23 protein-coding genes and 1 pseudogene are annotated in these 21,927 nt (G+C 60.1%); 19 read left to right on the top strand and 5 right to left on the bottom strand.

Annotated features, from left to right (window positions below; all coding sequences use genetic code 11):
- Positions 1-93: 93 nt before the first annotated feature.
- The 16 genes from H146_RS0106275 (at position 94) to H146_RS0106200 (ending at position 15,380) form a co-directional block, all read left to right on the top strand.
- Positions 94-753, top strand: a complete 660-nt coding sequence (locus H146_RS0106275) for an amino acid ABC transporter permease (protein WP_019951017.1) — start codon at positions 94-96, stop codon at positions 751-753.
- A 9-nt stretch (positions 754-762) separates the two neighbouring features.
- The gene (locus H146_RS0106270) at positions 763-1,542 is read left to right on the top strand and encodes an amino acid ABC transporter ATP-binding protein (protein WP_019951016.1); all 780 of its coding nucleotides are present in this window, start codon (positions 763-765) and stop codon (positions 1,540-1,542) included.
- A complete protein-coding gene (locus tag H146_RS0106265; protein WP_019951015.1) occupies positions 1,539-2,195 on the top strand; it encodes an amino acid ABC transporter permease in 657 nt (218 codons plus the stop codon). The genes H146_RS0106270 and H146_RS0106265 overlap by 4 nt, the downstream gene beginning before the upstream one ends.
- 265 nt (positions 2,196-2,460) lie before the next feature.
- Positions 2,461-4,128: a urocanate hydratase gene (gene hutU, locus H146_RS0106260; protein WP_019951014.1), complete on the top strand. Its 1,668-nt coding sequence runs from the start codon at positions 2,461-2,463 to the stop codon at positions 4,126-4,128.
- Between the two features lie 62 nt (positions 4,129-4,190).
- Positions 4,191-5,777: a BCCT family transporter gene (locus H146_RS0106255; protein ID WP_019951013.1), complete on the top strand. Its 1,587-nt coding sequence runs from the start codon at positions 4,191-4,193 to the stop codon at positions 5,775-5,777.
- Between the two features lie 2 nt (positions 5,778-5,779).
- Positions 5,780-7,375, top strand: coding sequence for an HAL/PAL/TAL family ammonia-lyase (locus tag H146_RS0106250; RefSeq protein WP_019951012.1), 1,596 nt, complete (start codon positions 5,780-5,782; stop codon positions 7,373-7,375).
- The gene (hutI, locus tag H146_RS0106245) at positions 7,372-8,589 is read left to right on the top strand and encodes an imidazolonepropionase (RefSeq protein WP_019951011.1); all 1,218 of its coding nucleotides are present in this window, start codon (positions 7,372-7,374) and stop codon (positions 8,587-8,589) included. The genes H146_RS0106250 and hutI overlap by 4 nt, the downstream gene beginning before the upstream one ends.
- Positions 8,586-9,407 (top strand): N-formylglutamate deformylase, encoded by an 822-nt coding sequence (hutG, locus tag H146_RS0106240; protein ID WP_019951010.1) that lies wholly within the window; start codon positions 8,586-8,588, stop codon positions 9,405-9,407. The genes hutI and hutG overlap by 4 nt, the downstream gene beginning before the upstream one ends.
- A gap of 129 nt (positions 9,408-9,536) precedes the next feature.
- The gene (locus H146_RS0106235) at positions 9,537-9,974 is read left to right on the top strand and encodes an MbcA/ParS/Xre antitoxin family protein (RefSeq protein WP_019951009.1); all 438 of its coding nucleotides are present in this window, start codon (positions 9,537-9,539) and stop codon (positions 9,972-9,974) included.
- Positions 9,974-10,450 carry an RES family NAD+ phosphorylase gene (locus H146_RS0106230; RefSeq protein WP_019951008.1) on the top strand — a complete coding sequence of 159 codons (477 nt, stop codon included), beginning with the start codon at positions 9,974-9,976 and terminating at the stop codon, positions 10,448-10,450. The genes H146_RS0106235 and H146_RS0106230 overlap by 1 nt, the downstream gene beginning before the upstream one ends.
- A 96-nt stretch (positions 10,451-10,546) precedes the next feature.
- Positions 10,547-11,113 (top strand): plasmid pRiA4b ORF-3 family protein, encoded by a 567-nt coding sequence (locus H146_RS0106225; RefSeq protein ID WP_019951007.1) that lies wholly within the window; start codon positions 10,547-10,549, stop codon positions 11,111-11,113.
- 94 nt (positions 11,114-11,207) lie between these two features.
- A complete protein-coding gene (locus tag H146_RS0106220) occupies positions 11,208-11,711 on the top strand; it encodes a GNAT family N-acetyltransferase (RefSeq protein ID WP_019951006.1) in 504 nt (167 codons plus the stop codon).
- Positions 11,712-12,325: 614 nt separating this feature from the next.
- Positions 12,326-12,652: a DUF6388 family protein gene (locus H146_RS21295; RefSeq protein WP_156826720.1), complete on the top strand. Its 327-nt coding sequence runs from the start codon at positions 12,326-12,328 to the stop codon at positions 12,650-12,652.
- A gap of 95 nt (positions 12,653-12,747) precedes the next feature.
- Positions 12,748-13,059: a hypothetical protein gene (locus H146_RS0106210; protein ID WP_019951004.1), complete on the top strand. Its 312-nt coding sequence runs from the start codon at positions 12,748-12,750 to the stop codon at positions 13,057-13,059.
- 140 nt (positions 13,060-13,199) lie between these two features.
- The gene (locus tag H146_RS0106205) at positions 13,200-14,543 is read left to right on the top strand and encodes a phospholipase D-like domain-containing protein (protein ID WP_019951003.1); all 1,344 of its coding nucleotides are present in this window, start codon (positions 13,200-13,202) and stop codon (positions 14,541-14,543) included.
- Between the two features lie 369 nt (positions 14,544-14,912).
- Positions 14,913-15,380, top strand: a complete 468-nt coding sequence (locus H146_RS0106200) for a hypothetical protein (protein ID WP_019951002.1) — start codon at positions 14,913-14,915, stop codon at positions 15,378-15,380.
- Between the two features lie 222 nt (positions 15,381-15,602).
- On the opposite strand, the pseudogene H146_RS22095 reads toward H146_RS0106200, so the two are convergent.
- Positions 15,603-15,810 (bottom strand): annotated as a pseudogene (locus H146_RS22095) (IS5/IS1182 family transposase); the annotation flags it as partial.
- Between the two features lie 48 nt (positions 15,811-15,858).
- Here H146_RS22095 and H146_RS22090 point away from each other — a divergent pair.
- On the top strand, positions 15,859-16,284 hold the full coding sequence (locus H146_RS22090; RefSeq protein WP_083920801.1) for a type II toxin-antitoxin system RelE/ParE family toxin: 426 nt from the start codon (positions 15,859-15,861) through the stop codon (positions 16,282-16,284).
- A gap of 42 nt (positions 16,285-16,326) precedes the next feature.
- On the opposite strand, the gene H146_RS0106190 is transcribed toward H146_RS22090, so the two are convergent.
- The 3 genes from H146_RS0106190 to H146_RS0106180 are packed head-to-tail and all read right to left on the bottom strand — an operon-like array spanning position 16,327 to position 18,591.
- Complete coding sequence (locus tag H146_RS0106190; RefSeq protein WP_019951000.1) at positions 16,327-17,070, bottom strand: SDR family NAD(P)-dependent oxidoreductase; 744 nt, start codon at positions 17,068-17,070, stop codon at positions 16,327-16,329.
- Positions 17,071-17,078: 8 nt separating this feature from the next.
- Positions 17,079-17,720 carry an ester cyclase gene (locus H146_RS0106185; protein ID WP_019950999.1) on the bottom strand — a complete coding sequence of 214 codons (642 nt, stop codon included), beginning with the start codon at positions 17,718-17,720 and terminating at the stop codon, positions 17,079-17,081.
- Positions 17,721-17,742: 22 nt separating this feature from the next.
- Complete coding sequence (locus tag H146_RS0106180) at positions 17,743-18,591, bottom strand: SDR family oxidoreductase (RefSeq protein ID WP_019950998.1); 849 nt, start codon at positions 18,589-18,591, stop codon at positions 17,743-17,745.
- Here H146_RS0106180 and H146_RS0106175 point away from each other — a divergent pair.
- Positions 18,584-19,591, top strand: a complete 1,008-nt coding sequence (locus H146_RS0106175; protein WP_211213297.1) for a LysR family transcriptional regulator — start codon at positions 18,584-18,586, stop codon at positions 19,589-19,591. The genes H146_RS0106180 and H146_RS0106175 overlap by 8 nt on opposite strands.
- A 332-nt stretch (positions 19,592-19,923) precedes the next feature.
- On the opposite strand, the gene H146_RS0106170 is transcribed toward H146_RS0106175, so the two are convergent.
- Entirely contained in the window at positions 19,924-20,793 is an 870-nt protein-coding gene (locus tag H146_RS0106170) for an AraC family transcriptional regulator (RefSeq protein WP_019950996.1), read from the bottom strand.
- A 150-nt stretch (positions 20,794-20,943) separates the two neighbouring features.
- Here H146_RS0106170 and H146_RS0106165 point away from each other — a divergent pair, with 150 nt between their 5' ends.
- Complete coding sequence (locus tag H146_RS0106165) at positions 20,944-21,690, top strand: SDR family oxidoreductase (RefSeq protein ID WP_019950995.1); 747 nt, start codon at positions 20,944-20,946, stop codon at positions 21,688-21,690.
- The last annotated feature ends 237 nt before the right edge of the window (positions 21,691-21,927 follow it).

Below are 21,927 nucleotides of genomic sequence, written 5' to 3'. Positions count from 1 at the left end.
CGGGCGAATGAGTGCTTCGATACCGGCCCGATCTCCATCCTTTGCCCCGGCGCTAACCTCGTGCCGGGGCGATAAGTCTCTCCTGTGTCGGCGATGATCTATCAAACCATCCGGGAAAATATTCCCTATCTGGCCGAGGGTGCGGCGATCACCCTGGCGCTGGCCCTGGCGCTGCTGGCGATAGGGCTGCTGGTGGGTGTGACGCTGGGGCTGATGCAGCGTTACGGCGGCATGGCCGTGCGCCTGCTGGCGACTCTGATCGAGCGGCTGCTGCGCGCCATTCCCGCCGTGGTGCTGCTGTTTCTGTTCTATTACGGCATTTCGACGTTCTACGACATCTCCTCCTTCGCGGCGGCGTCACTGGCGCTCGGCCTGCGCTCGGCGGCCTATCAGTCGCAGATCGTGCGCGGCGCGCTCGCTTCGGTGCCCTCGGGGCAGATGGCGGCCGCGCGCGCCATCGGGCTGACGCGCCTCGCCGCGATCCGCCATGTGGTGCTGCCGCAGGCGCTGCGTCAGGCGATCGGCCCCTGGACCAACGAAGCGCTGTCCGAACTCAAGGACACCTCGCTGGCCTACACCATCGGCGTCGTCGAACTGATGCGCCAGGCCAACTACATCGTCTCGGCCAGCTACGGCCATACGCTGGCGGTCTACTCCGCCGCGGCGCTGGTCTATCTGCTTCTTTCGCTGGCGGCGACCCGGGCGCTGGCGCGCCTCGACCACCGCCTGCGTGTTCCCGGCCTTGTTCACTGAGTCCTGTCCATGAGTTCTCGCAATCTGATGCGCGTATCGCACCTGACCAAATACTTCGGCGACACGCCGGTGCTCAACGATGTGTCGCTCGAGGTGGCCGCCGGCGAGGTGAAGGGCATTATCGGTCCTTCCGGGGCCGGCAAGTCGACGCTGATTCGATGCCTCAACGGCCTGGAGCCGATCGACAGCGGCCGGATCTGGCTGGAAGACACCGAGCTGACCGCCGCCAGGGCCAACCTGGACCGACTGCGTTCGCGCATCGGTTTCGTCTTTCAGGATTTCAATCTGTTCACTCACCTCAGCGTGGCCGACAACATTCGCCTCGGGCTGCGCCGGGTGCGCCGGCTGGGCCGCGACGAGGCCGACCATATCGTGCATCGCGAGCTGGCCCGGGTGGGGCTGGAGAGCAAGTGGCAGCAGTATCCGGCCGAGCTCTCCGGCGGTCAGCAGCAGCGCGTATCGATCGCCCGCGCGCTGGCGATGGAGCCCGAACTGATGCTGTTCGACGAGCCCACCTCGGCGCTCGACCCCGAGTCGGTGGGCGGCGTGCTGCGGGTCATGCGCTCGCTGGTCGCCGAGGGCATGACGATGATTATCGTGTCGCATGAAATGGCCTTTATCGAGGCCGTGGCCAACGATGTGCTGTTCATGGCCGAGGGGCGCGTGGTCGAGGAGGGCAGCGCCGAGCAGATCTTTCAACACCCGCAGCAGCGGCGCACCCGGCAGTTTATCGACGGCATTGCCGCGGCGCTGATCGGTGAAGCGAGCGAGGAGGGCGGTGGCGCATGAATGACTGGCTGGCGTTTGCCTGGCCCCATCTGCCGGCGCTTTTGAAGGGGACCGGCTATACGCTGATCATCTGGGTTGTCGCCATGCTGTTTGGCTCCCTGGCCGGCACCGGGCTGGCGGTTACCCGCGTCTACGGCGCCACCCCGTGGCGCCGGCTGGCGACCGGCTATATCGAGCTGATCCGCGGCACACCGCTGCTGGTGCAGATGTTCATCGTCTACCAGGGGCTGCCTCAGGTGGGCATCGTGCTGTCGCCGCTGACCGCTGCCATCACCGCCATCGGCCTCAACACGGCGGCCTATCAGGCGGAGTATTTCCGCGCCGGTATACGCGCCGTACGCCCCGGGCAGATGCAGGCCGCCCGCGCGATCGGACTGTCGCGGCGCCGGGCGATCCGCCATGTGGTGCTGCCTCAGGCCTGGCGTATCGCCCTGCCGCAGTGGGCCAATGAGGTGGTCATCGAGCTCAAGTACACCTCGGTGGCCTTCGCCATCAGCGTGCCCGAACTGATGGGGCAGGCCCAGATGATCGGCGCGGATACTTTCCGCTATTTCGAGATCTTTCTCGTCGCGGCGGTGATCTATGTGGTGCTGGTAGGCCTGGTGACGCTGCTGCTGGACGTCGTCGAGCGCCGCTATGCGCTGCGCCATTAGGGAAATGCTGAATAAATCGACGAGCGAGATGAAGCGCAAGGCGCATGGAACACAGAACACGAGACATAACATGGGGTTAGGCGAGTGTTCGACCGGGCTGGCGCGCCAGTACCACGCAACGCAGCGATTCGCTAGCGCAGGCATTTATGCAGCGTTTCCTTAACCCCGTGGCGACATGAGTTCCCGGGGGGCGATTGCCTGCGCGGCGGGATCGACGTAATGTATATACAAAGTATATCGACGCCTAACCCCTCAAGGAGCGATCATGTCCGACCCTCGTTTTCGCGACACCGAAATCCGCGCCCCGCGCGGCACGCAGCTCTCTGCGCGCAGCTGGCTGACCGAAGCGCCGCTGCGCATGCTGATGAACAACCTCGACCCGGACGTGGCCGAGAACCCGCAGGAGCTGGTGGTCTATGGCGGTATCGGCCGTGCAGCGCGTGACTGGGCGTGCTTCGATCGCATCGTCGAGACCCTGAAGCGTCTCGGCGACGACGAAACCCTGCTGGTGCAGTCGGGCAAGCCGGTGGGGGTGTTCAAGACCCACGCCGACGCGCCGCGCGTTCTCATTGCCAATTCCAACCTGGTGCCGCACTGGGCCGACTGGGCGCACTTCAACGAGCTGGATGCCAAAGGCCTGATGATGTACGGCCAGATGACTGCCGGCTCGTGGATCTACATCGGCTCGCAGGGCATCGTGCAGGGCACCTTCGAGACCTTCGTCGAGGCCGGACGCCAGCACTACGACGGCAACCTCGCCGGGCGCTGGATCCTGACCGCCGGGCTGGGTGGCATGGGCGGCGCCCAGCCGCTGGCGGCGACGCTGGCCGGCGCCTGCTCGCTCAATATCGAGTGTCAGCAGTCGCGCATCGATTTTCGCCTGCGCACCCGCTACGTCGACGAGCAGGCCGATGACCTCGACGACGCCCTGGCGCGCCTCGAGCGCTATACCGGCGAGGGCCGGGCGGTCTCCATCGCGCTGCACGGCAACGCCGCCGAGATATTGCCCGAACTGGTGCGGCGCGGCGTGCGCCCGGACATGGTTACCGACCAGACCAGCGCCCACGACCCGCTCAACGGCTACCTGCCCGCCGGCTGGCAGTGGGACGACTACCGCGAACGCGGCAAGCGCGAGCCGCAGGCGGTGATCGCCGCCGCCAAAGCCTCGATGGCCGAGCACGTGCGCGCCATGCTGGCCTTCGCCGAGCAGGGCATTCCCACCTTCGACTACGGCAACAACATTCGCCAGATGGCGCAGGAGACAGGGGTCGACAACGCCTTCGACTTTCCCGGTTTCGTGCCCGCCTATATCCGCCCGCTGTTCTGTCGCGGCATCGGCCCCTTCCGCTGGGTGGCGCTCTCCGGCGACCCGGAGGATATCTATAAAACCGACGCCAAAGTGAAGGAGCTGATCGCCGACGACGAGCACCTGCACCGCTGGCTCGATATGGCGCGCGAGCGCATCAGCTTCCAGGGCCTGCCGGCGCGTATCTGCTGGGTGGGCCTGGGGCAGCGCGAGAAGCTGGGGCTGGCGTTCAACGCCATGGTGCGCAGCGGCGAACTCACGGCGCCGGTGGTGATCGGCCGCGACCACCTCGACGCCGGCTCGGTGGCCAGTCCCAACCGCGAGACCGAGGGCATGCAGGATGGCTCCGATGCGGTCTCCGACTGGCCGCTGCTCAACGCCCTGCTGAGCACCGCCAGCGGCGCCAGCTGGGTCTCGCTGCACCACGGCGGCGGCGTCGGCATGGGCTTTTCGCAGCACGCCGGGCTGGTGATCGTGTGCGACGGCAGCGAGGCGGCCGACCGCCGTATCGCCCGGGTGCTGCACAACGACCCGGCTTCCGGCGTCATGCGTCACGCCGACGCCGGCTACGACATCGCCATCGACTGCGCCAGAGCGTACGGGCTGGATCTGCCGATGGTGCGTTAGTACCACTGCCACTGCATGCGGTAGGCCTATCCAAACTGATAACAAAAGCAAGGAGTATAAAAATGTCAAGAAACTCTAATATTCGTCTTGGATCGAGCGTATTTTTCCCGGCTTACGGCGTTATTGCCCTCGCTGCCATTGTTGGCCTTGTCAATAATGAAGGGCTGGTCGGTTTCGCCAGAAGCCTGTTCTCTTTTGTACTAACAGATTTTGCATGGCTCTATCAACTTCTTTCGGTGGCAGCGCTGCTGGTAGTCGGCTTTGTATTTTTCTCGCGCGTAGGTGATATACGCCTTGGGGGACCGGAAGCCAGACCGCGTTTTTCACTCGGCACGACCTTTGCCATGGCGCTGACAGGCGGGATTGCTACCGGTGTGGTGACCTATTCGGTTAATGAGCCGATCATTTATGTCGGCAATGTCTACGGTGAGATCGCCAATCAGTCTTTCGAGCCCGGCAGCGTTGAATCAGCGGTTTTTTCGCTGGCGCGCTCTTTTCACAATTGGACCTTCATTCCCTATGCCATGTATTCGATTGTCGGCATGATGATCGCTTACACTCACTATAATAAAGGTAGCCGCTTTTCCATCGCCTCGGCGCTGTCACCGGTTATTGGCGATTATCATCGCCATCCTCTGGTTGGCACTCTGGTTGATATCATATCGGTTCTGGCCATTGCGTTAGGGCTGGCCTCATCGCTCGGTGCCGGCGTCGCACTGATTGGCTCGGGTATCGAGACCGAATACGGTCTGGCTCAGGGGCCTTTGCTCTGGCTGATACTGGTCGGGATTATCGCCGCCATCTTTATTATCTCTTCGATCTCGGGATTGAAGCGCGGCATTCGCTATCTCTCCTCCGTCAATATCTATATTTATTACGGTCTTTTGGTTTTGCTGCTGATCATCGGGCCGGTGGTATATATTCTGAATCTGTCTACGAGCAGCCTCGGTTACTGGCTGAATGATTTTTTCAGCTGGTCACTGGATACCAATCTGCTTGGTGGCGAAGCGCTGGTGACCTGGTGGACCATGTACGACTGGTCGATATGGATCGCCTACGCGCCGCTGATGGGGCTCTTTCTGGCGCGGATTTCCTATGGGCGTACACTGCGGCAGTTCCTGCTCATCAACTGGATTCTGCCGGCCATTTTTGGTCTTGTCTGGTTTGCTGTCTGGGGCGGCAGCGCTATCAAGTGGCAGATCGATGGCACGCTTGATCTTGCCTCCACCATATCCGACCAGGGTGCTGTCGCCGGCTTGTGGGCCTTTTTGCAGCATCTACCCATGGCCTGGCTGCTGACGCCTCTTACCATTCTGGCACTGATCGTATCGTTTGCGACTGCTGCTGATTCGATGTCTGCCACCATTGCCCAGATCTGCACTCTCGGTATCAAGGCAGAAGATGAGCCGCCCGCTTGGCAGAAGTTGCTGTGGGGGCTTTCGATCAGTGTGATCGCTTGGGTCATGGTGGCCTTCGGTGGTGGCGCCCAAGGGATTGATGGGATCAAGTTTCTCGCTGCCGCTGGTGGTTTTCTGGTGATATTTCTTTTCGCACTGATCGTTTTGGGTGGTGCCAGAGCGATGATTCAGGCGCGCCGTAAAGCGCCTGATTCCGGTCTGATCGAGCGCAGGAAAGAGGAGTATCTCTGATAATGAGTACTGCTATTGCTGCGGTCGAGCTGGGTGAAAATGTCATCGGTTGGCGCGAGGTAGTCCGCATTGCCCGTGAAGGGGCGCCAATCGCGATTTCACAAGAGCGCTGGGAGCGTATCACGCGATCGAGAGCGGCCGTGGACGCCTTCGCGCACGGCAATACACCTTACTATGGCATCAATACCGGGCTGGGCGCGCTTTACAATGTGCGCCTTGAGTTTCACCAGCTTCGCCGGCTTTCCTGGCACACTCTGATGAGTCACGCCTGCTGCGTTGGGCAACAGCTTCGTGATGAACAGGTGCGCGCCATTATGGTGGCTGCGGTAGTCAACTACAGCCACGGCTATTCGGGGATCAGTGTTGAAATAGTCGAGCGTCTGGTGGACTTCCTCAATGCAGGTATTACGCCGGTGGTGCCCCGTCAGGGCTCGGTGGGCTATCTGGCCCATATGGCCCATATCGGTTTGACGCTGGTGGGGCATGGTGACGTTCGTTACCAGGGCGAAACAATGCCTGCCGGAGATGCGCTGACTCGGTTGAACAAATCGGCAGTTGAGCTGGGCGCCAAGGATGGCCTGAGTCTGGTAAATGGTACACCGGCCATGACCGGGCTGGCCTGTCTCGCCCTGGACGATGCAAATCGATTGAGTGCATGGGCCGATATTGCCGCTGCAATGAGTTTCGAGGCGTTGGGAGGGCAGCTGGCGGCCTTTGGCGCCGAGGTGCTGGCACTCAAGCCGCACCCGGGGGTACAGGTTTGCGGCCGCACCCTGCGCGAACTATTGCATGGCAGTGCCTGGCTGGCCGAGCGCCAGGGTACCCATCTGCAGGATGCCTTGAGCTTGCGTTCTATCCCCCAGGTTCATGGCGCTTGTCGTGATCAACTCTCCGATGCCTGTCGTCGAATCGACATTGAACTGGCAAGCGCGACCGACAACCCGCTTGTAATCGAAAGCGCTGATGGGTATCAGGTGATTTCCCAGGCCAACCCCCATGGTGCCTCGGTAGCGCTTGCCTGTGATCAGCTTGCCATGGCGGTAGCCGAATGGGGGGCGCTTTCGGAGAGGCGTATTTACAGGTTGGTGACGCCTGAAGCACGTCGGCCGGGCAGCAGTCTGCCGCCCTTTCTTTCCACTAACAGCGGTATGAAATCCGGCATGATGATCGCGCAATATACGGCCGCTTCTCTGGCTGCGGATAACAAACGGCTCTCGCAGCCCGTGGTCACGGATAACTTTCTGACCTCGGCCCTGCAGGAGGATCATGTCAGTCTTGGCGAAAGTGCCGCTTTGAAGTTGGATACCGCGCTTGAAAACGCCTTTCGGATCGTTGCCATCGAATGGCTTTGCGCTGCCCAGGCCTTTGATCTGCTGACCCACACCTCTTTTGCTGTAGCGACCTCAGCGGCATGGCGCTGGCTACGCGATATCGTGGCAGCCTATGATGAAGAACGTCCGCTGTCCGGTGACATCGAAGCTATTTACCGCCGTCTCCGCAGTTCTCCAATGCCTGAAGCGGTAACTATCGAGTTGAGTGGTCCGCTGCTGAAAAGGCCCTTGCAAGCACCTTATTCAGGGGAGAATTACGACCCATGACAACGCTTTGGCACCACTGCCACGCCGTCACCATGGCCGGTGGCCGCTACGCCATCATCGACAACGCAGCGCTGATCGTGCGCGACGGCCGTATCGCCTGGATCGGCGCCGAGGCCGATCTTCCCGGCGAGGATGACACCGGCACCATTGATGAGCGCCGCGACCTCGGCGGCCGCTGGCTGACCCCCGGGCTGATCGACTGCCATACCCACCTGGTCTTCGGCGGCGAGCGCAGCGGCGAGTTCGAGCAGCGCCTCGGCGGCGTCGACTATCAGACCATCGCCCGCCAGGGTGGCGGTATTCTCGGCACCGTGCGCGCCACCCGCGAGGCCGACTTCGACAGCCTCTACGCCAGCGCCGAGGCGCGCGCCCGAGTGCTGCTGCGCGAGGGCATCACCACGCTGGAGATCAAATCCGGCTACGGCCTCGAGCTGGACAGCGAACGGCGCATGCTGCAGGTGGCCCGCGAGCTGGGCCGACGCCTGCCGGTGAGCGTGCATACCACCTGCCTGGCGGCCCATGCGCTGCCGCCGGAGTACGCCGAGCGCAGCGACGACTACATTACTCATGTCTGCGACACCCTCCTGCCGGCACTGGCCGCCGAGGGGCTGGTCGATGCGGTCGACGGCTTCTGCGAAGGCATTGCCTTCAGCCCCGATCAGATGCGTCGGGTGTTCGAGATCGCCCGCCGTCTCGGCCTGCCGCTCAAGCTGCACGCCGAGCAGCTTTCGCACCTCGGCGGCTGCCGGCTGGCGGCCGAATTCGGCGCGCTCTCCGCCGACCACGTTGAATATGCCGGCGACGACGACGCCCGCGCCATGGCGGCGGCCGGCACCGCGGCGGTGCTGCTGCCCGGCGCCTTTTTGACCCTGCGCGAGACGCAGCTTCCCCCCATCGACGCCTTTCGCCAACACGGCGTGACGATGGCGCTGGCCAGTGACCTCAACCCCGGCACCTCGCCGGTGCTGTCACTACGTCTTATGATGAACCTGGCCTGTACGCTGTTTCGGTTGACCCCCGAGGAGGCGCTGGCCGGCGTTACCCTCAACGCCGCCTGTGCGCTGGGTATCGACGAGACACACGGCTCGCTGGAAGTGGGCAAGGCCGCCGACGCGGTGGCCTGGTCGATCAGCGGCCCGGCGGAACTTGCCTACTGGCTGGGCGGCGAACTGCCGGCCATCCCCTTTATCGCCGGCAAGGAGATCACCCTGTGACGAGTTTTGAACTGACCCGCGGCGACACGCCGCTGCTGATCTCCATTCCCCATGCCGGCGTGCGGCTGACGCCGGAAGTGGAGGCCGGCCTGACCGATCAGGCGCACGCCCTGACCGACACCGACTGGTACATGCCCGAACTCTACGACTTCACCGAGCGGCTGGGCTGTAGCCGGCTGCGCGGGCTCTACTCGCGCTACGTGATCGATCTCAACCGTCCGGCGGATGACACCCCGCTCTATGCCGGCGCCACCACCGGGCTCTTTCCCGAGATCGACTTCGACGGCCGGCCGCTTTTCCGGCCGGGCCTTGAACCCGCCCCGCAGGCACGAACGCAGGCGCTGGCGGAGATCTGGCAGCCCTATCACCAGGCCCTGGCGGCGGAGCTTCAGCGCCTGAAAGCGCGCTTCGGCTACGCCCTGCTGTTCGACGCCCACTCGATCCGCTCGCAGGTGCCGCGCCTGTTCGAGGGGCCACTGCCGGACATCAACCTTGGCACCTTCGAGGGCGCCAGCTGCGCCCCGGCGCTGAGCGAACGGCTGCAGGCGCTGTGCGCCGCCCAATCCACCTACAGCTGGGTGCTCAACGGCCGCTTCAAGGGCGGCTACATGACCCGCCACTACGGCAACCCCGCCGACAACGTCCACGCCGTGCAGCTGGAACTCTCGCAGCATACCTACATGGCAGAGCCCGAAGCCGGCGTCGACTATCCCGGCGATGCCATCTTCCCCTGGCGCGAGGAGCGCGCGGCCCGGGTGCGGCCACTGCTGGAAGCGCTGATGAGCGACATGCAGGGGTGGGTGCCGCAGGGAAGGTAGGCGAGAAAGTCGGCGCGGCCATGCTGGCCGTTCGGTTGAGCGGCGCATTGACGCACTTCATTTTGAAGTTGATAATGCATCAAAATGAAGTTTACGCGTTTATGCTCGTCTTGATGACAGGAGCGTGCCATGGAGCTGCAGGAGGCCCCCTCGACGATAGCTCGTCCGCTTTTTGAAGGCATCGCGGAAGAGCCGGCAGCGGTGATCCGCACCGCCCGGCAGGGCGTGCCGGGTAGCCTGGTGCGCCGGGCGCTTGGTGAGCTGAGCGATCATCCGCCGTTTCGCGAGCTGTTCATCAGGCTGCTCGAAACGACCTCGGGCAATCTGCATCGTACTTACCAGCGCGCGGCGCTGCCCCGCACCCAATCCGAAGAGGTGCTCGATCTGCTGGGCCTGCTGAATCATGTCCACCGCGTTTTCGGCGACAGAGAAATGGCGCTGGAGTGGCTGCAAACGCCGCTCGTGGCGCTCTCCGGTGAGCTACCGATTGCGCTCTGTGATACCTTTCATGGACGGCAACTGGTGCGTACGGCGCTGCGCGCCATCGAGTACGGCGAGTTCAGCTGATGCGGCTCTACCGTATCGGCCCCGCTCGCTGGCTGCCGGTACTCAGTGGGCGAGGCGCCAGTTTCGAGAGCGGCGGCCGCTGGAACGAGCCCGGCGACCCGGTGCTTTATCTCGGCACCTCGGTCAGCTTGGCGATGCTGGAAATGAGCCACTACCTGCCTTCGCCGCGACTGGTGCCGGCCAGCTACCGTATCGGCATCTTCGAAGTGCCGGATGACGCCATCGACCGCTGGTCACTGGCTGATCTGCCGGATGACTGGAATATTTCCCCCCCCCCTGCCGCTACTCGTGCCATGGGCAGTGAATGGCTCCGTGCCCACCACAACCTGGTGCTGCTGGTGCCCAGCTGCGCCGTACCCGGCGGCCTTGAAGAGATCGCCGTCATCAATCCGCTGCATCCCCGGATGAACGAAGCAGGACTGATAGAAGCCACCCGAAAGGCGCTTTACAACCCGCGCGCATTTCGGGAGATATAGCCTGGCCGCCCATTCCGGAGGCAACACCTGATCGTTTCGGTAAGGTGTGGTATTCATGCCCGTGTTACGTCCAACCTATCCGGTGAGTGCCTGCTTATGCCTAACGTAAAGCTTCGCATCGAACTCGAAAACACCGATCCGCTGGTATGGCGGGAGTTCGTGGTTCCGCAACAGATCAACCTGAGAACGCTGCACAGTGTGATTCAGGATGTGATGGGCTGGGAGGAGGAACATCTTTACGAATTCGAGTGCGCCGGGCGCTATTATGGCGAACCCGATCCCGACGTCATCGGTAATCAATCCGTTGCCATGGCGAGCAACGCCAAACTATCGACGCTATTGCCGAAAATCAAAAGCCACGAACTACGCTATACGTATGATTTCGGTGATGGCTGGGAGCACCGGCTGGCGCTCCTCGAGACATCCTCGTTAGCCGCCATGCATACGCCATGGCTACTGGCCGGCGAGATGGCCTGCCCGCCGGAAGATATCGGCGGCATCATGGGTTACGAAGCGCTCAAGGCGGCGCTTCGCGGTGAAGAGGATGAGCACGGGCAGATGATACTGGAGGGCCTCGGCGGCGAATTTGACCCGCAGGCGCTGGATATCGAATTGATCAACGAGCAGCTGGAGCCGATTCGCCGGCGTTTCAGGCGGCGGTAATCGTGCAGGCGAGGCTCGGCTTCGATTTGACGCTCGTCGATCCGACATCGAGGATATCCTCGATCTTTTGAGCACCCCGAGAACAAGTCGGACAATGACCCTTTCCGTATCCCGCATTCAGCCGGACGACGAAACGGCCTTTCTCGACGCCGTGGCGCGCAGCCGCGAGCTGTTCGGCGATTGGGTCGACCCGCCATCCGATTCAAAGCGTTTCGCCGAGCACCTGACGAAGTATGCATCCGATAATCGCTTCAGCTATCTGGCCCGCAATGACCAGGGCGAGCTTATCGGTTGTATCAACACCAACGAGATCGTGCGCGGGGCCTTCCAGTCGGCATTTCTCGGCTACTACGCGTTTTCGCCGCACAGCGGCAAGGGGCTGATGAAGCGTGCGATGACGCTGGTCATCTCGGAAGCCTTCGAGCGACACCAACTCCACCGGCTGGAGGCCAACATCCTGCCCGGCAATCTCGCCTCGATAGCTCTGGTCGAATCACTCGGCTTCAGGCTCGAGGGCTACTCCCCGCGCTATCTCAACATCGCCGGGCAGTGGAGAGACCACCATCGTTACGCCATCACGGTAGAAGATTGGCAGTGAGCGCCATAGTCTTGCCGGTATGTCCGCGACGACGCTATCAAGAAGCATTACCGGTTGCCGATAGAAATAATAGTGGCATCGGTGAGCGGTGGCGCAGTATGGGTCGAAATGCTGGGTAACCCTATGTAATCCCGCGAATATTAGCGCATGAAAGATTCGCAACGTTTGATGGGCACGGGGTCATTCCAGGGTTTCGTCTCGCCGCACTTGATACCTTTGTATTAATACTTTTGGCGATATTATCTCTACTCTCTTAAGCGGGGCAACAAGAAGTAGTGTGGCCATTGGTGGCAATGTGTTTTTGATGTATTGATCTGAACCCGTAGTGTAGTTTGCAACAGATTGCGGGTGGTCGATCCTGGCCCTGGGGGCTGTGGTGAAGTCCGCAATCGACCCAAAGCGGACATCTCGGCGAAAGCGGCATGTTGGTTCAGCCGAGTTATGCAGCCTGAACTACAATTGGTGTTATGTTGCCGAACTATAATTAATTCTTAGAAATTTCAATAGGTTGGGGTGCGGGTGGTGTGCTAGATAACATTGTTGAACGCGCGTGCGCGTTCAAGTCAATAAACGGTCTCGCTATCTAATACCTGTTATACGAGTCGGACAAGATTATGGGCTATTCGGAAGAAGCTAAATCGCGGTTTCTTGCTTCGAATGAAGAAGTAAGGAAGCGAATTGATGATATCCCGGAAGCTCGCGCAGACGCTCTGGGAGTTTCCAAACGTGAGCTGCAAGATCTCGATCTTATGCGTGCAATGGAAAAAGCGGCCGAGAGACGTGGGCAAGATTTAGGCGAATTTATGATTGAGCTTGGAACGGATACCGAGGAAGAAGCGAATCAAATCCGGCTTGACCGGGCTAAGAGACGTGCAAGCGCACTAGGTCTGTCGTGGGAAGAGTTCGTCGAATTAAATCCGCCTTGGGAAGGGTATAACTAGTCGCTGCAGTTGACCGTCCAAAGCGCTGGCGCGCTTCGGACGGCAACTGAGCTTAGGCGTTAGGCACAACGGACTCACGATTAAGGAAAACTATTATGGACTTTCTTCAAGCATATAATCGGCTGCAAGATAATCAGTCTACTTCGGAAGCGGAAGCGCAGAGGTTCCTCGATTCTCTGGACGAAGAGACTCAGGATAAGGTGATTGCGGCTATTTACTTAGGCCGATATCACTTTGATCATACCAAAATTCGAAGTGATCTCGACGTAAGCCGCGGTGCGACCGATCATATTCCAAGAAAAGACTATGCGCGGATTATTCACGAAAAATCGGGGAATATTGAGCTCTACCTAAATAAGCTCGAAGAATGCGCAAGGAATTCGGATTTCAACATAGATTCAATTTAACATTGGTGCCTAACGAATCGCTGCAGCTGACCGCAAAGCGCTGCCGCGCTTTGGGTTCCCTCCGCAGGCTTCGCCTGCTCCGGCGGCAACTGAGCTTCGGCGTTGGGCGGCACTTGAACGTTGCGTCATGAGGAGGCGGAGTGGAATTTTTCGCAAATAAGTTCAATGGCAACTTTCTACGCAACGTGTTGCCTGGCGAAGCTGTAGATGTGGATTTCGTGCGCGCTGCAATCGCATACGGTAGCGACGCGTCGACTTTGGTTGAGAACTGCCTCAACAACCGGCGCAGGCTCGATATCTGGATGCGATACGACCACACCGTACCCGTTGCACCTCATTTACTGAGGAAATTGCTCGCCGGAGCATCGTCAAACATCTTCTGCTCGTTAGTTCCCGATGTGCTCCATTCCAAGGTTATTTGGTGGAAGGGATACGGCGCATATATTGGTTCGGCGAACTTAACTGACCGGGCTTGGGCAACAAATATAGAGTTCGGTGTATTTCTCTCGGAGCCCGAACTTGATGAATCAGGAGGGCTCAAGGAAATCGAGTTGTTTTTCGAACAGCTCGAAAATTGTGATGCTGTATTGCCACTGACTCAAGAAATTGTCGAGGAGCAAGAGCAGCTTCAAAAGCTGAGACAGGACAAGCTTCACGCAATTGATGCGGAGGCTGAACGGCGTCGCAGGATTGAAACTTGGGCTGGCCCCGCTGAGGTCGCGACCCGTAAAAAAGCAGTTGACGCTAGTCGCGATAAATTCATCAAGGAATGGGCCGAGGGCCTGACTTTCCTCCGAGCACTAGCCGAGAAAGCCCCTGCTTTTCGCCCAAGATGGATGAGCGAAGATGTCCCTGCAGCTTGGCAGGCCGATCAGTTCTTGCACGCCTACTACTACAACCAGGTCGTAGAAGGCGTGCGCCATCCGTTTGAAGAGTTCTATCTGAGAAATCGCTCCGATCCTGCGGGCGCTGCCGATCGCGCATTGCGCTGGTGGTCAGGCCTACGAGAACCACCATCCCACGAAGACGAAAATTGTCATATACGAGCACCGATCATTCGAGAAGTTCTGGCGAAAGGCAGGATCGAGAAAACTGCGTTGGAGGATTTCGTTCGCGTCTGTCAGGCCAACCACTCGACTATGGATCATGTGAGAAGGATGCGGCTTGATACATTGGGGGTAACAGAGGAAGTAGACGAGTTGGCTAGAGGAGCAGCCTTCGCCAGATGGCTTTGGGGCAAAAGGAATCAACAGGGCGAGTCGGTCGTCGATCTGCTTCAGTTCGTTTTAGATGGCGGTGGTTCATCGGACTTACCTCGTCGAATTTTCGAGGCTACCCGTTCCGAGGAGCGTAGATTTTCTCATTTCGGTATAAACCAAGTGGCAGAGATTGCCGGCTGGGCCCGGCCCGAAATTTCTCCACCACGTAACGGGCGAACAAGTAAGGGATTACGGGCGTTGGGGTTTGATGTTCGCATCTACTAAAAGCTGGGTTAAGCCCGTGCCGGTGCCGCCCAACAAATCGCTGGAGAGGGACTTTTGCTACGCAGGCTGCGCCTGCTCCGCAAAGCCCCTCAACTCAGGCGTTAGGCCTAGATCGTTTTCGTAGGGGGCGAAATGGTCGATGTAGTGGAAAGCTGGTTTTACGTTCAGTCTCGCGAGTTCGACTAGGACTTTTTAGAAAACAGGTCATCGCTACTTTTTGATCGCTGGGATAAAAGAGTCGCTCAAACGCTCCAGCTAGAAGATTATTCGTTAACACTCGTTGTTGAAGAAGGGTCAATAAAAGGTCTTGCCACCGTAGTGGCCCCGTTTTATCTGCTTTATCTCGCCATAGGCCAATACGGAAGTTTCGTGTCCGGGGTCAACGCGATTTATGAGCAATCTGAGTACGTGACGGCGGCGGTCTTCGGCGACGCAAAAGACACATTCAATCTCGGAGACAATCCAGGAAACACCCGACGGAAAGATGGTGCCGTCGTCTATCTTAAGAAGCTCTTTAATCAGGTACAGGCCGGAAGAATGACTCCAGAGCAAGCCGTTCAGGAGGTTAAAAAGCACTTCGGCGACGAGGCGGCGGAAGTTCTTGGGTTTATCGAAGACCTAGAAACAAGTCTTAGAACGGTGCCCCATTTTCCTGAGCAGTTAACGTTTGAAGACGAAACGTGGCCTGATTTCCTCGAAGAAAAAACATTGAAACCGCTCGACGGGGACCGTCTACCAAGACGATCATCATCCAGTAGACCGAGCCACTACCGCGTTGAAATAGTCCGCGAGTCGAGGCGCGAAGAAAAAATCGTTATTGTTGAAAGGGTAAAGTGAAATTCAGTCTGCCTAACGAAACGCTGCAGCCGACCGCCGAAAGCGCTGGCGCGCTTCGGCCGGCAACTGAGCTTAGGCGTTATATCTGCTCTGGCTTAACGTCCGCTCCTGGCCGAAAGCGGTCAATCTGACAGTTTCGAAAGTCTAGCAGTCTGTCGGGCTTGCCGTCGGCAGATGAGGCGTACAACCCGCCCCGGCAGATTTTTGCACCAGCATGGTGCCCAGCGGCGTCGGTTCGGTAAACCGCTCCAGCGGCGGCGTGTGGTGGACTTCCCGCTTCACCGCGATGTGCGGATCCATGCCGGCCTGTTCGCAGGGCACTGAAATACCCGGTGTCGGCCAGCAGCCTGTCGACGCTGTCCAGCGAGTCCGGCAGGGCCGTCAGTGGCTCGAGCATCGGCTCGACCTGCTCCCTGTCATTACAGGCCTGGGTGACCGCCGCCTTCCGGTCGACCGGTCGCGTGAACTGGAAGCTTTGATGGCCGAAGGGAATAGCGAACCGGCAAACGTTTTCGGTAGAGCGGCCGCAGCCGAAACCGTGGCGCGAATAATCTATGCAGCGCGGGCTTTGGCCGATCTTGAACGCGTGACAGAATTTCTTCTCGAGACCGACTCGGTCGCGGCTTCGCAAACCGTAGGTCTTATCACTACGGCAATCGAAACGCTCGAAGACCATCCGCTCATTGGGCGCACGTATTCGCCCGAGGTTCGCGAACTGTTTATCTCACGAGGGCGCACCGGCTATGTCGCGCTGTACCGCTTCTTGCCGGGACAGGATCTGGTCGCCATTCTGTCTATACGGCATCCCGAACGCGTCGCCGAGAAGATCCTCGGTTTGATCCGATCCGGTGAACGGCAGGACGATCTCGTTCCTAAAGCATTCGGCGGAAGCCTCGAGGCGTAGTCGACCGGCCCACCGGTGCCGGACAGCCAAGCCACTCCCGTATCAGGTTGGATATCGTCCTGCGTCGAGATGGATGGTTTGGCCATTCAGATATTCGGTGTCGAGGATCATGCGCAAAGCCGGCCAAACTTCCTCGGGATGTCCGCGCCGTTCGAGCGGAAGACTGTCCGCAGGGGGCAAATCCATCGTTGACAGCATGGCCGTTTGAAAGAGGGTCGGCGCGATCGCGTTGGCCGTGATGCGATAGCGAAGGAGCTCCGAGGCATAATAGTGCATCAGTCCTTCCATGCCAGCCTTCGACGCCGCGTAGGCAGCGGAAAGCTTTCCGCCGGATCGGGCGGCGCCCGACGACACGAACACGATACGCCCGCCATCGGTCGTCATATGCGGCCATGCGGCCTGCGATACAGCGAAGGCACCGCCCAGATTGACCGACACTGTTCGCATGAATCGATCCTGATCGAGGTCTTCCAACGTGATGACCTCGCCGATACCTGCGTTGTTCACGACGCAGTCCAGCCGCCCGAATGCCTCGAGCGTTGCTCCGACGAGGTTTCCGGCCTGTTCGACATCGGAGACGTCGGCACCGATGGCAATGGCACGGCCGGATTGCGCATGAATGCGGGATACGATCTCTTCGGCTTCCGCCCGCTGCGTCCGGTAATTGACCGCGACGCTGAAGCCGGTGCGACCGGCCGCTTCGGCGATCGCACGACCGAGGCCACGCGCCGCGCCGGTTATCAGTATTACGCGCTTCTCGGGCAGAGAGGTTTCTTCGTGAGCCATGAGCGAACTCAACCTCGGAGGACGAGTTCGACGCCCATCCGTTCCAGGAGGAGCCGGCTGTCGTATTGCGCCCACTCCTCGATCAACTGACCGTTTTCCGCATAACGGAAGACATTATTGATCGTGTAGAAGGCCGGCTCTTCCGTCGGCTGGATCGTCCCGATGGGCGAGGCTGTGAACGGTCGAGCGAAGATGCCGTAGAAGGTCGTCCGGGCCGCGACGTTCGCTCCACCGTCCGAGAAGATTTGCTGACGCGTCACAGAGAAGTCGTCGAACGCCGCTCGGCATGCTGCGAAGTAGTCCCAGAGCTCTTCGCGGGTCAGCGTCGATCCATCGGGACCGTGAAACCGGAAATCGGGATGGAAGAAGGCTTCCAAAGCGGGACGGTTCTCTTTTGCGATACCGTCCTCGCCAATGCGAATGAGCTGTCGCGCCCTCTCGGAAAGTGTCGGATCGCTTGCGTTCAGATTGGCTTCGGTCATCATTTCACTCTCGGATGTCTTGTTCGGGATGGTGTTCGATGTCCGTGTCGTCGCTGCGAAGGCGGTCTGTCGCCACTTCAGGGCAAGCGGGCTGAAAGCGCCGAAGACGACTGCGCAACCGCCGAGTAGAAAGTGCCGACGTGTCGGCCTCGTCTCAAAATCGCTCATGACATTTTCCTTTGCGAAGGCATCAGGAACGGTGTCCGTTGCTGGTCTGATCGCATCGGTACGCAAGGTCTTTCTGCGTCTGGATGAGGGCCAGCCGTGACTTCAATTCGCGCTCGATATTGTCGAAGGCGACGCTGCCCATCGCCACACGAAGGGGGATCGTCTCGGCGTCGGCGAGCGCGAGCATCTCGGCCGCCATCTTTGCCGCGTCGCCCATCGGGACATCGAAGCCGCCGGACTGGAGTGCGTCACGCAGTTGCGCGGTCGGCGTCCCGTCATAATCCTCAATGCGTTCTCCCATATCGATCCCTGTGAGGAAGTTGGTTTCCGTCGGGCCCGGCTCAATGAGGCAGAAGTCGATGCCGAACGAAGCGACTTCCTGCGCGACGGCTTCCACGAAGCCTTCCTGGCCCCATTTCGAAGCATGGTAGGTGGAGAAGCCCGGATATGAGATTCGGCCGCCCTCCGAGGACACCTGCAGAATGCGACCACCGCCCTGGCTGCGGAGGTGCGGCAGGAGCGAGCGGGTGAACAGAACCGTACCCGTCAGGTTCGTCTCGATCTGCCGTCTGATCTGATCCGGCGTGAGTTCCTCGATCGCACCGAATGTGCCGTAGCCGGCATTGCTGAGGACGACATCGATCCGGCCGAATCGATCGAAAGCCTTCTTGATCGCGGCATCGATCGACGCCTTGTCGGTCAGATCCATGTGAAGCCGAATCATGCGGTCGCCGGCGCTGTTCGCGAGGTCGTCCAGTGCCTCTGGGCGTCGCGCAAGCGCCGCGACCCTATCTCCACGGGCAATCAGCTTCTGCGTTACAAGCCTGCCGAAGCCCGAATTGGCCCCGGTCACGAGATATGTCATGGTCATCGTCGTTTTCCTTCAATTGTCGTTCGATCCGAATTTAGCTGTTCGAATTACTCGAATGAAGGAGGTGGATGGCCATCAACCTGTTCGATATTGTGCATCAATGAATGAACCGACCCTCAAGGAATTCCGCACCGCTCTTGCTGTCGCCGATGCCGGAAGCTTCCGAGCGGCCGCACATCGGCTCGATGCAGCTCCCTCCACCCTCAGTCACGCAGTTGCGGGGCTGGAGGAAAAGCTCGGTCGGCGACTCTTCAACCGCTCGACCCGCAGCATTGCGGTCACCCCAGAGGGAGCGGCGATCCTTGCCCGGATCGCCCCCTTGATCGCTGAGTTCGACGCGGCGCTTGCCGCGGGCGGCCAGGCGGAGGGAAGTGTCGCGGGAAATCTGAGGATAAACGCGCCGCTGTCGGCGGCCTCGTTCCTCCTGTCGGACATTCTGCCGGCCTTCCACGCGCAACATCCGCAAATCGAGATCGACCTACGTCACGAGGAGCGGATGGTAGACATCGTCGCGGCGGGTTGCGACGCAGGCATTCGGCTCGGCCGGACGGTACCGCCGGACATGGTCGGCGTTCCGTTCGGCACATCGCTCCGGTTTTTGCCTGTTGCGTCGCCTGCCTATCTTGCTGACCGCGGAACACCGGAGCATCCTCGCGACCTGCTGGACCATCGCTGCATCCGGACGCGGATGCCGCGTGGCGAGCGTTATTCGTGGCAGTTCGCGAAAAACGATGAGCAATTGGAAATCGACGTCCCCGGCTTCCTGACGCTCGACCGAATGGCATTGATGATCGACGCCGCCGTGGACGGTATGGGCATTGCCTACGTCATGGAGAACGCCGCAAAACGACAGATCCTCGACGGTCGTCTCGTTCCACTTCTCAGCGACTGGTGCCCCGCCGACGAGCGCTACTTGCTCTACTTCCCGGGTCGCCGCCACGTCCCGGCGCCGCTCCGCGCCTTCATCGATTTCGTCAAAGCGACCGTCAATCATGACTGACTGTTAGTAGGCGTCACGGGGGTGTCCGCTTGTCGCTGAATGATTTCTTGGACCGGACCGTCCGATGTCTTGAAGAGTTTCGGGCGCCGCGAGGCGTACGAAAGTCCCCGAAGAACGAACCCGCGGGATGTGGAATCAGGACTATCGCAGCGACTCGTCGACCAGATCGGGCGATACGACCCGAGCCAGCAACCCCATGCTGAGATAGTCCGCGATTCGAACCGGCCCGCCCCGTGTCGATGCCTTGCCTGCCATGTTCACGCCCACCCGAAGTGATCGATCTTCAGATCATTCTATCGCTAAGTGAACAGCATCGGGTCTGTCCCCTAATGTTACTCTTGAGCCTTGGCATCTCGCATAGGCGACGTATCGAACAGCCGACGATATTCGCGCATGAATTGCGAGACGCTCTGATACCCGACCGCGAAAGCCGCCGCGCTTGCTGTGATCGTGCCGGTCAGGAGTAATCGTCGCGCTTCGTAGAGGCGCAGGGTCTTGTGGTATTGGAGCGGCGTCATGCCGGTCGCGCCCTTGAACCGACGGTGAAAGGCGGACGCACTCATGCCAACGGCGTTGGCGACCGCTTCGACGCTGAACGGCTCAGTATAATTCTGTCTGATCAGGTCCAGCGCATCATGAATCCGTGCGATGCGACGATGGCGCGTCGCAAGGCGTTTCAGTGCCGCGCCCTGAGGCCCCTTGAGAAGACGATACACAAGCTCTCGTTCCAGAAGTGGCGCCATGACCGGCACTTCTTCCGGCCGGCCGACCAGGTTCAGCACACGGCGATAGGTGTCGAGCAGGTCCTGTCCAGCGAGATCGACGCTGAAGCCGCGCTCGGGCAGCGCATTGGCAGAACCGGGCATGCGTGATGTCAGCTCGACGACGATGCTCGTATCGATGGCGAGGCTGATCGCGAGATAAGGTCTTTCGCTATCGGCCTCCGTGATCTTCGCCAACATCGGCAGATCGAGCGATGCGGTGAACGTATGCCCGGCGCGATAAGTCAGCACGTGCGGGCCGATCGTCAATTGCTTTTCTCCCTGCACGATCAGGCTCACCACTGGACGATGGACTTGCGGCGGAAGGTCGCTGCACCGGCTGACCTTGAGCAGCCCGATATTGGCGATCGATGTGGAAGTAAGGCCTTCTTGGCCAAGACAAGCCACGTTCGACGCCAGCTCTGCCATCTTGTCGTCCATCGGCCTGTTCCTCTTTGCCGTGCGCACTCTATTCGTGGCGGAGAATCACTGATTGAGCAGAAATAGGCAATCATGGGGGCGTATTGAACACGACGATCGAGCACGCCAGGCCTATCCTGATCATTCAACTCAGGGAGAGGAAGAGAGGATATGAAACGTACCGGAAACACGATCTTCATCACCGGCGGCGGTTCCGGCATCGGGCGCGCGCTGGCCCATCGCTGGCATGACGAGGGCAACAGGGTGATCGTTGCAGGGCGCCGGCGCGAAGCCCTGGAAGAGACGGTCGCAGGCCGATCGGGGATGGCATACTACGAACTGGACGTTAGCGATCCCGATGCGATCAGGAGCGTGGCCGGACGGCTGACGACCGATCACCCCGGCCTCAACGTTCTCGTCAATTGCGCCGGAATTTCCGGGTTGGAAGATCCGACGACGACTCGCGATCTATCGCGCACGTCGGACATTGTCGAAACCAATCTGCTTGGCCCCATCCGCATGACCGACGCGCTGGTGGATCATCTGAAAGGGCAGCCCGATGCGGCCATCCTCGTCGTTTCCTCGGGCACCGGTTTTGTACCCTATCCGGGCGCGGCGACCTACTCGGCGAGCAAGGCCGCGATCCACTCCTATACGTTATCGCTGCGAGCGCTGCTGAAGGGTGCCACGCAGGTCATCGAAATCATCCCGCCGATGGTGGCGACCGATCTGCTGGACGGCCTGACCGCGTCCCCCCTCAGTGTGCCGCTCGACAAGTTCGCGGATGATGTGATGGCGCAGTTGACCGGGCAACCGGAAGCCGACGAAATTATCGTGGAGGAGGTCGAACCGTTCCGTTTCGCCGAACGCGACGGAAAGATGCGGGAGATCGTGGCGAGCATGATTGCCGACGATTGAGAGGACGGAATAATAGGGGACGTCCCCAATGCTGTTCACTTAACGACCTGAACCGTGTAATCAGGCTGTCTGTTGAGCCGCTCGTCGCCTTTTCGGGATGGATAGTCTTTCATTCGTCTTTTGATTCGTCGTGGATGGGTTTGACCGCGCGGACTGACGCAACTTGCGGTTGTGCGGTATTCGCCACAGCAGATCGGCGCCGGTCTGGCTGGCCGCCTGCCACATGGGAAAGCCTGA

It is taken from the genome of Kushneria aurantia DSM 21353, assembly GCF_000382245.1.
In the GTDB taxonomy this organism is placed as follows: Bacteria; Pseudomonadota; Gammaproteobacteria; order Pseudomonadales; family Halomonadaceae; genus Kushneria; species Kushneria aurantia.
This window is presented reverse-complemented; position numbering and strand designations above follow the sequence as displayed.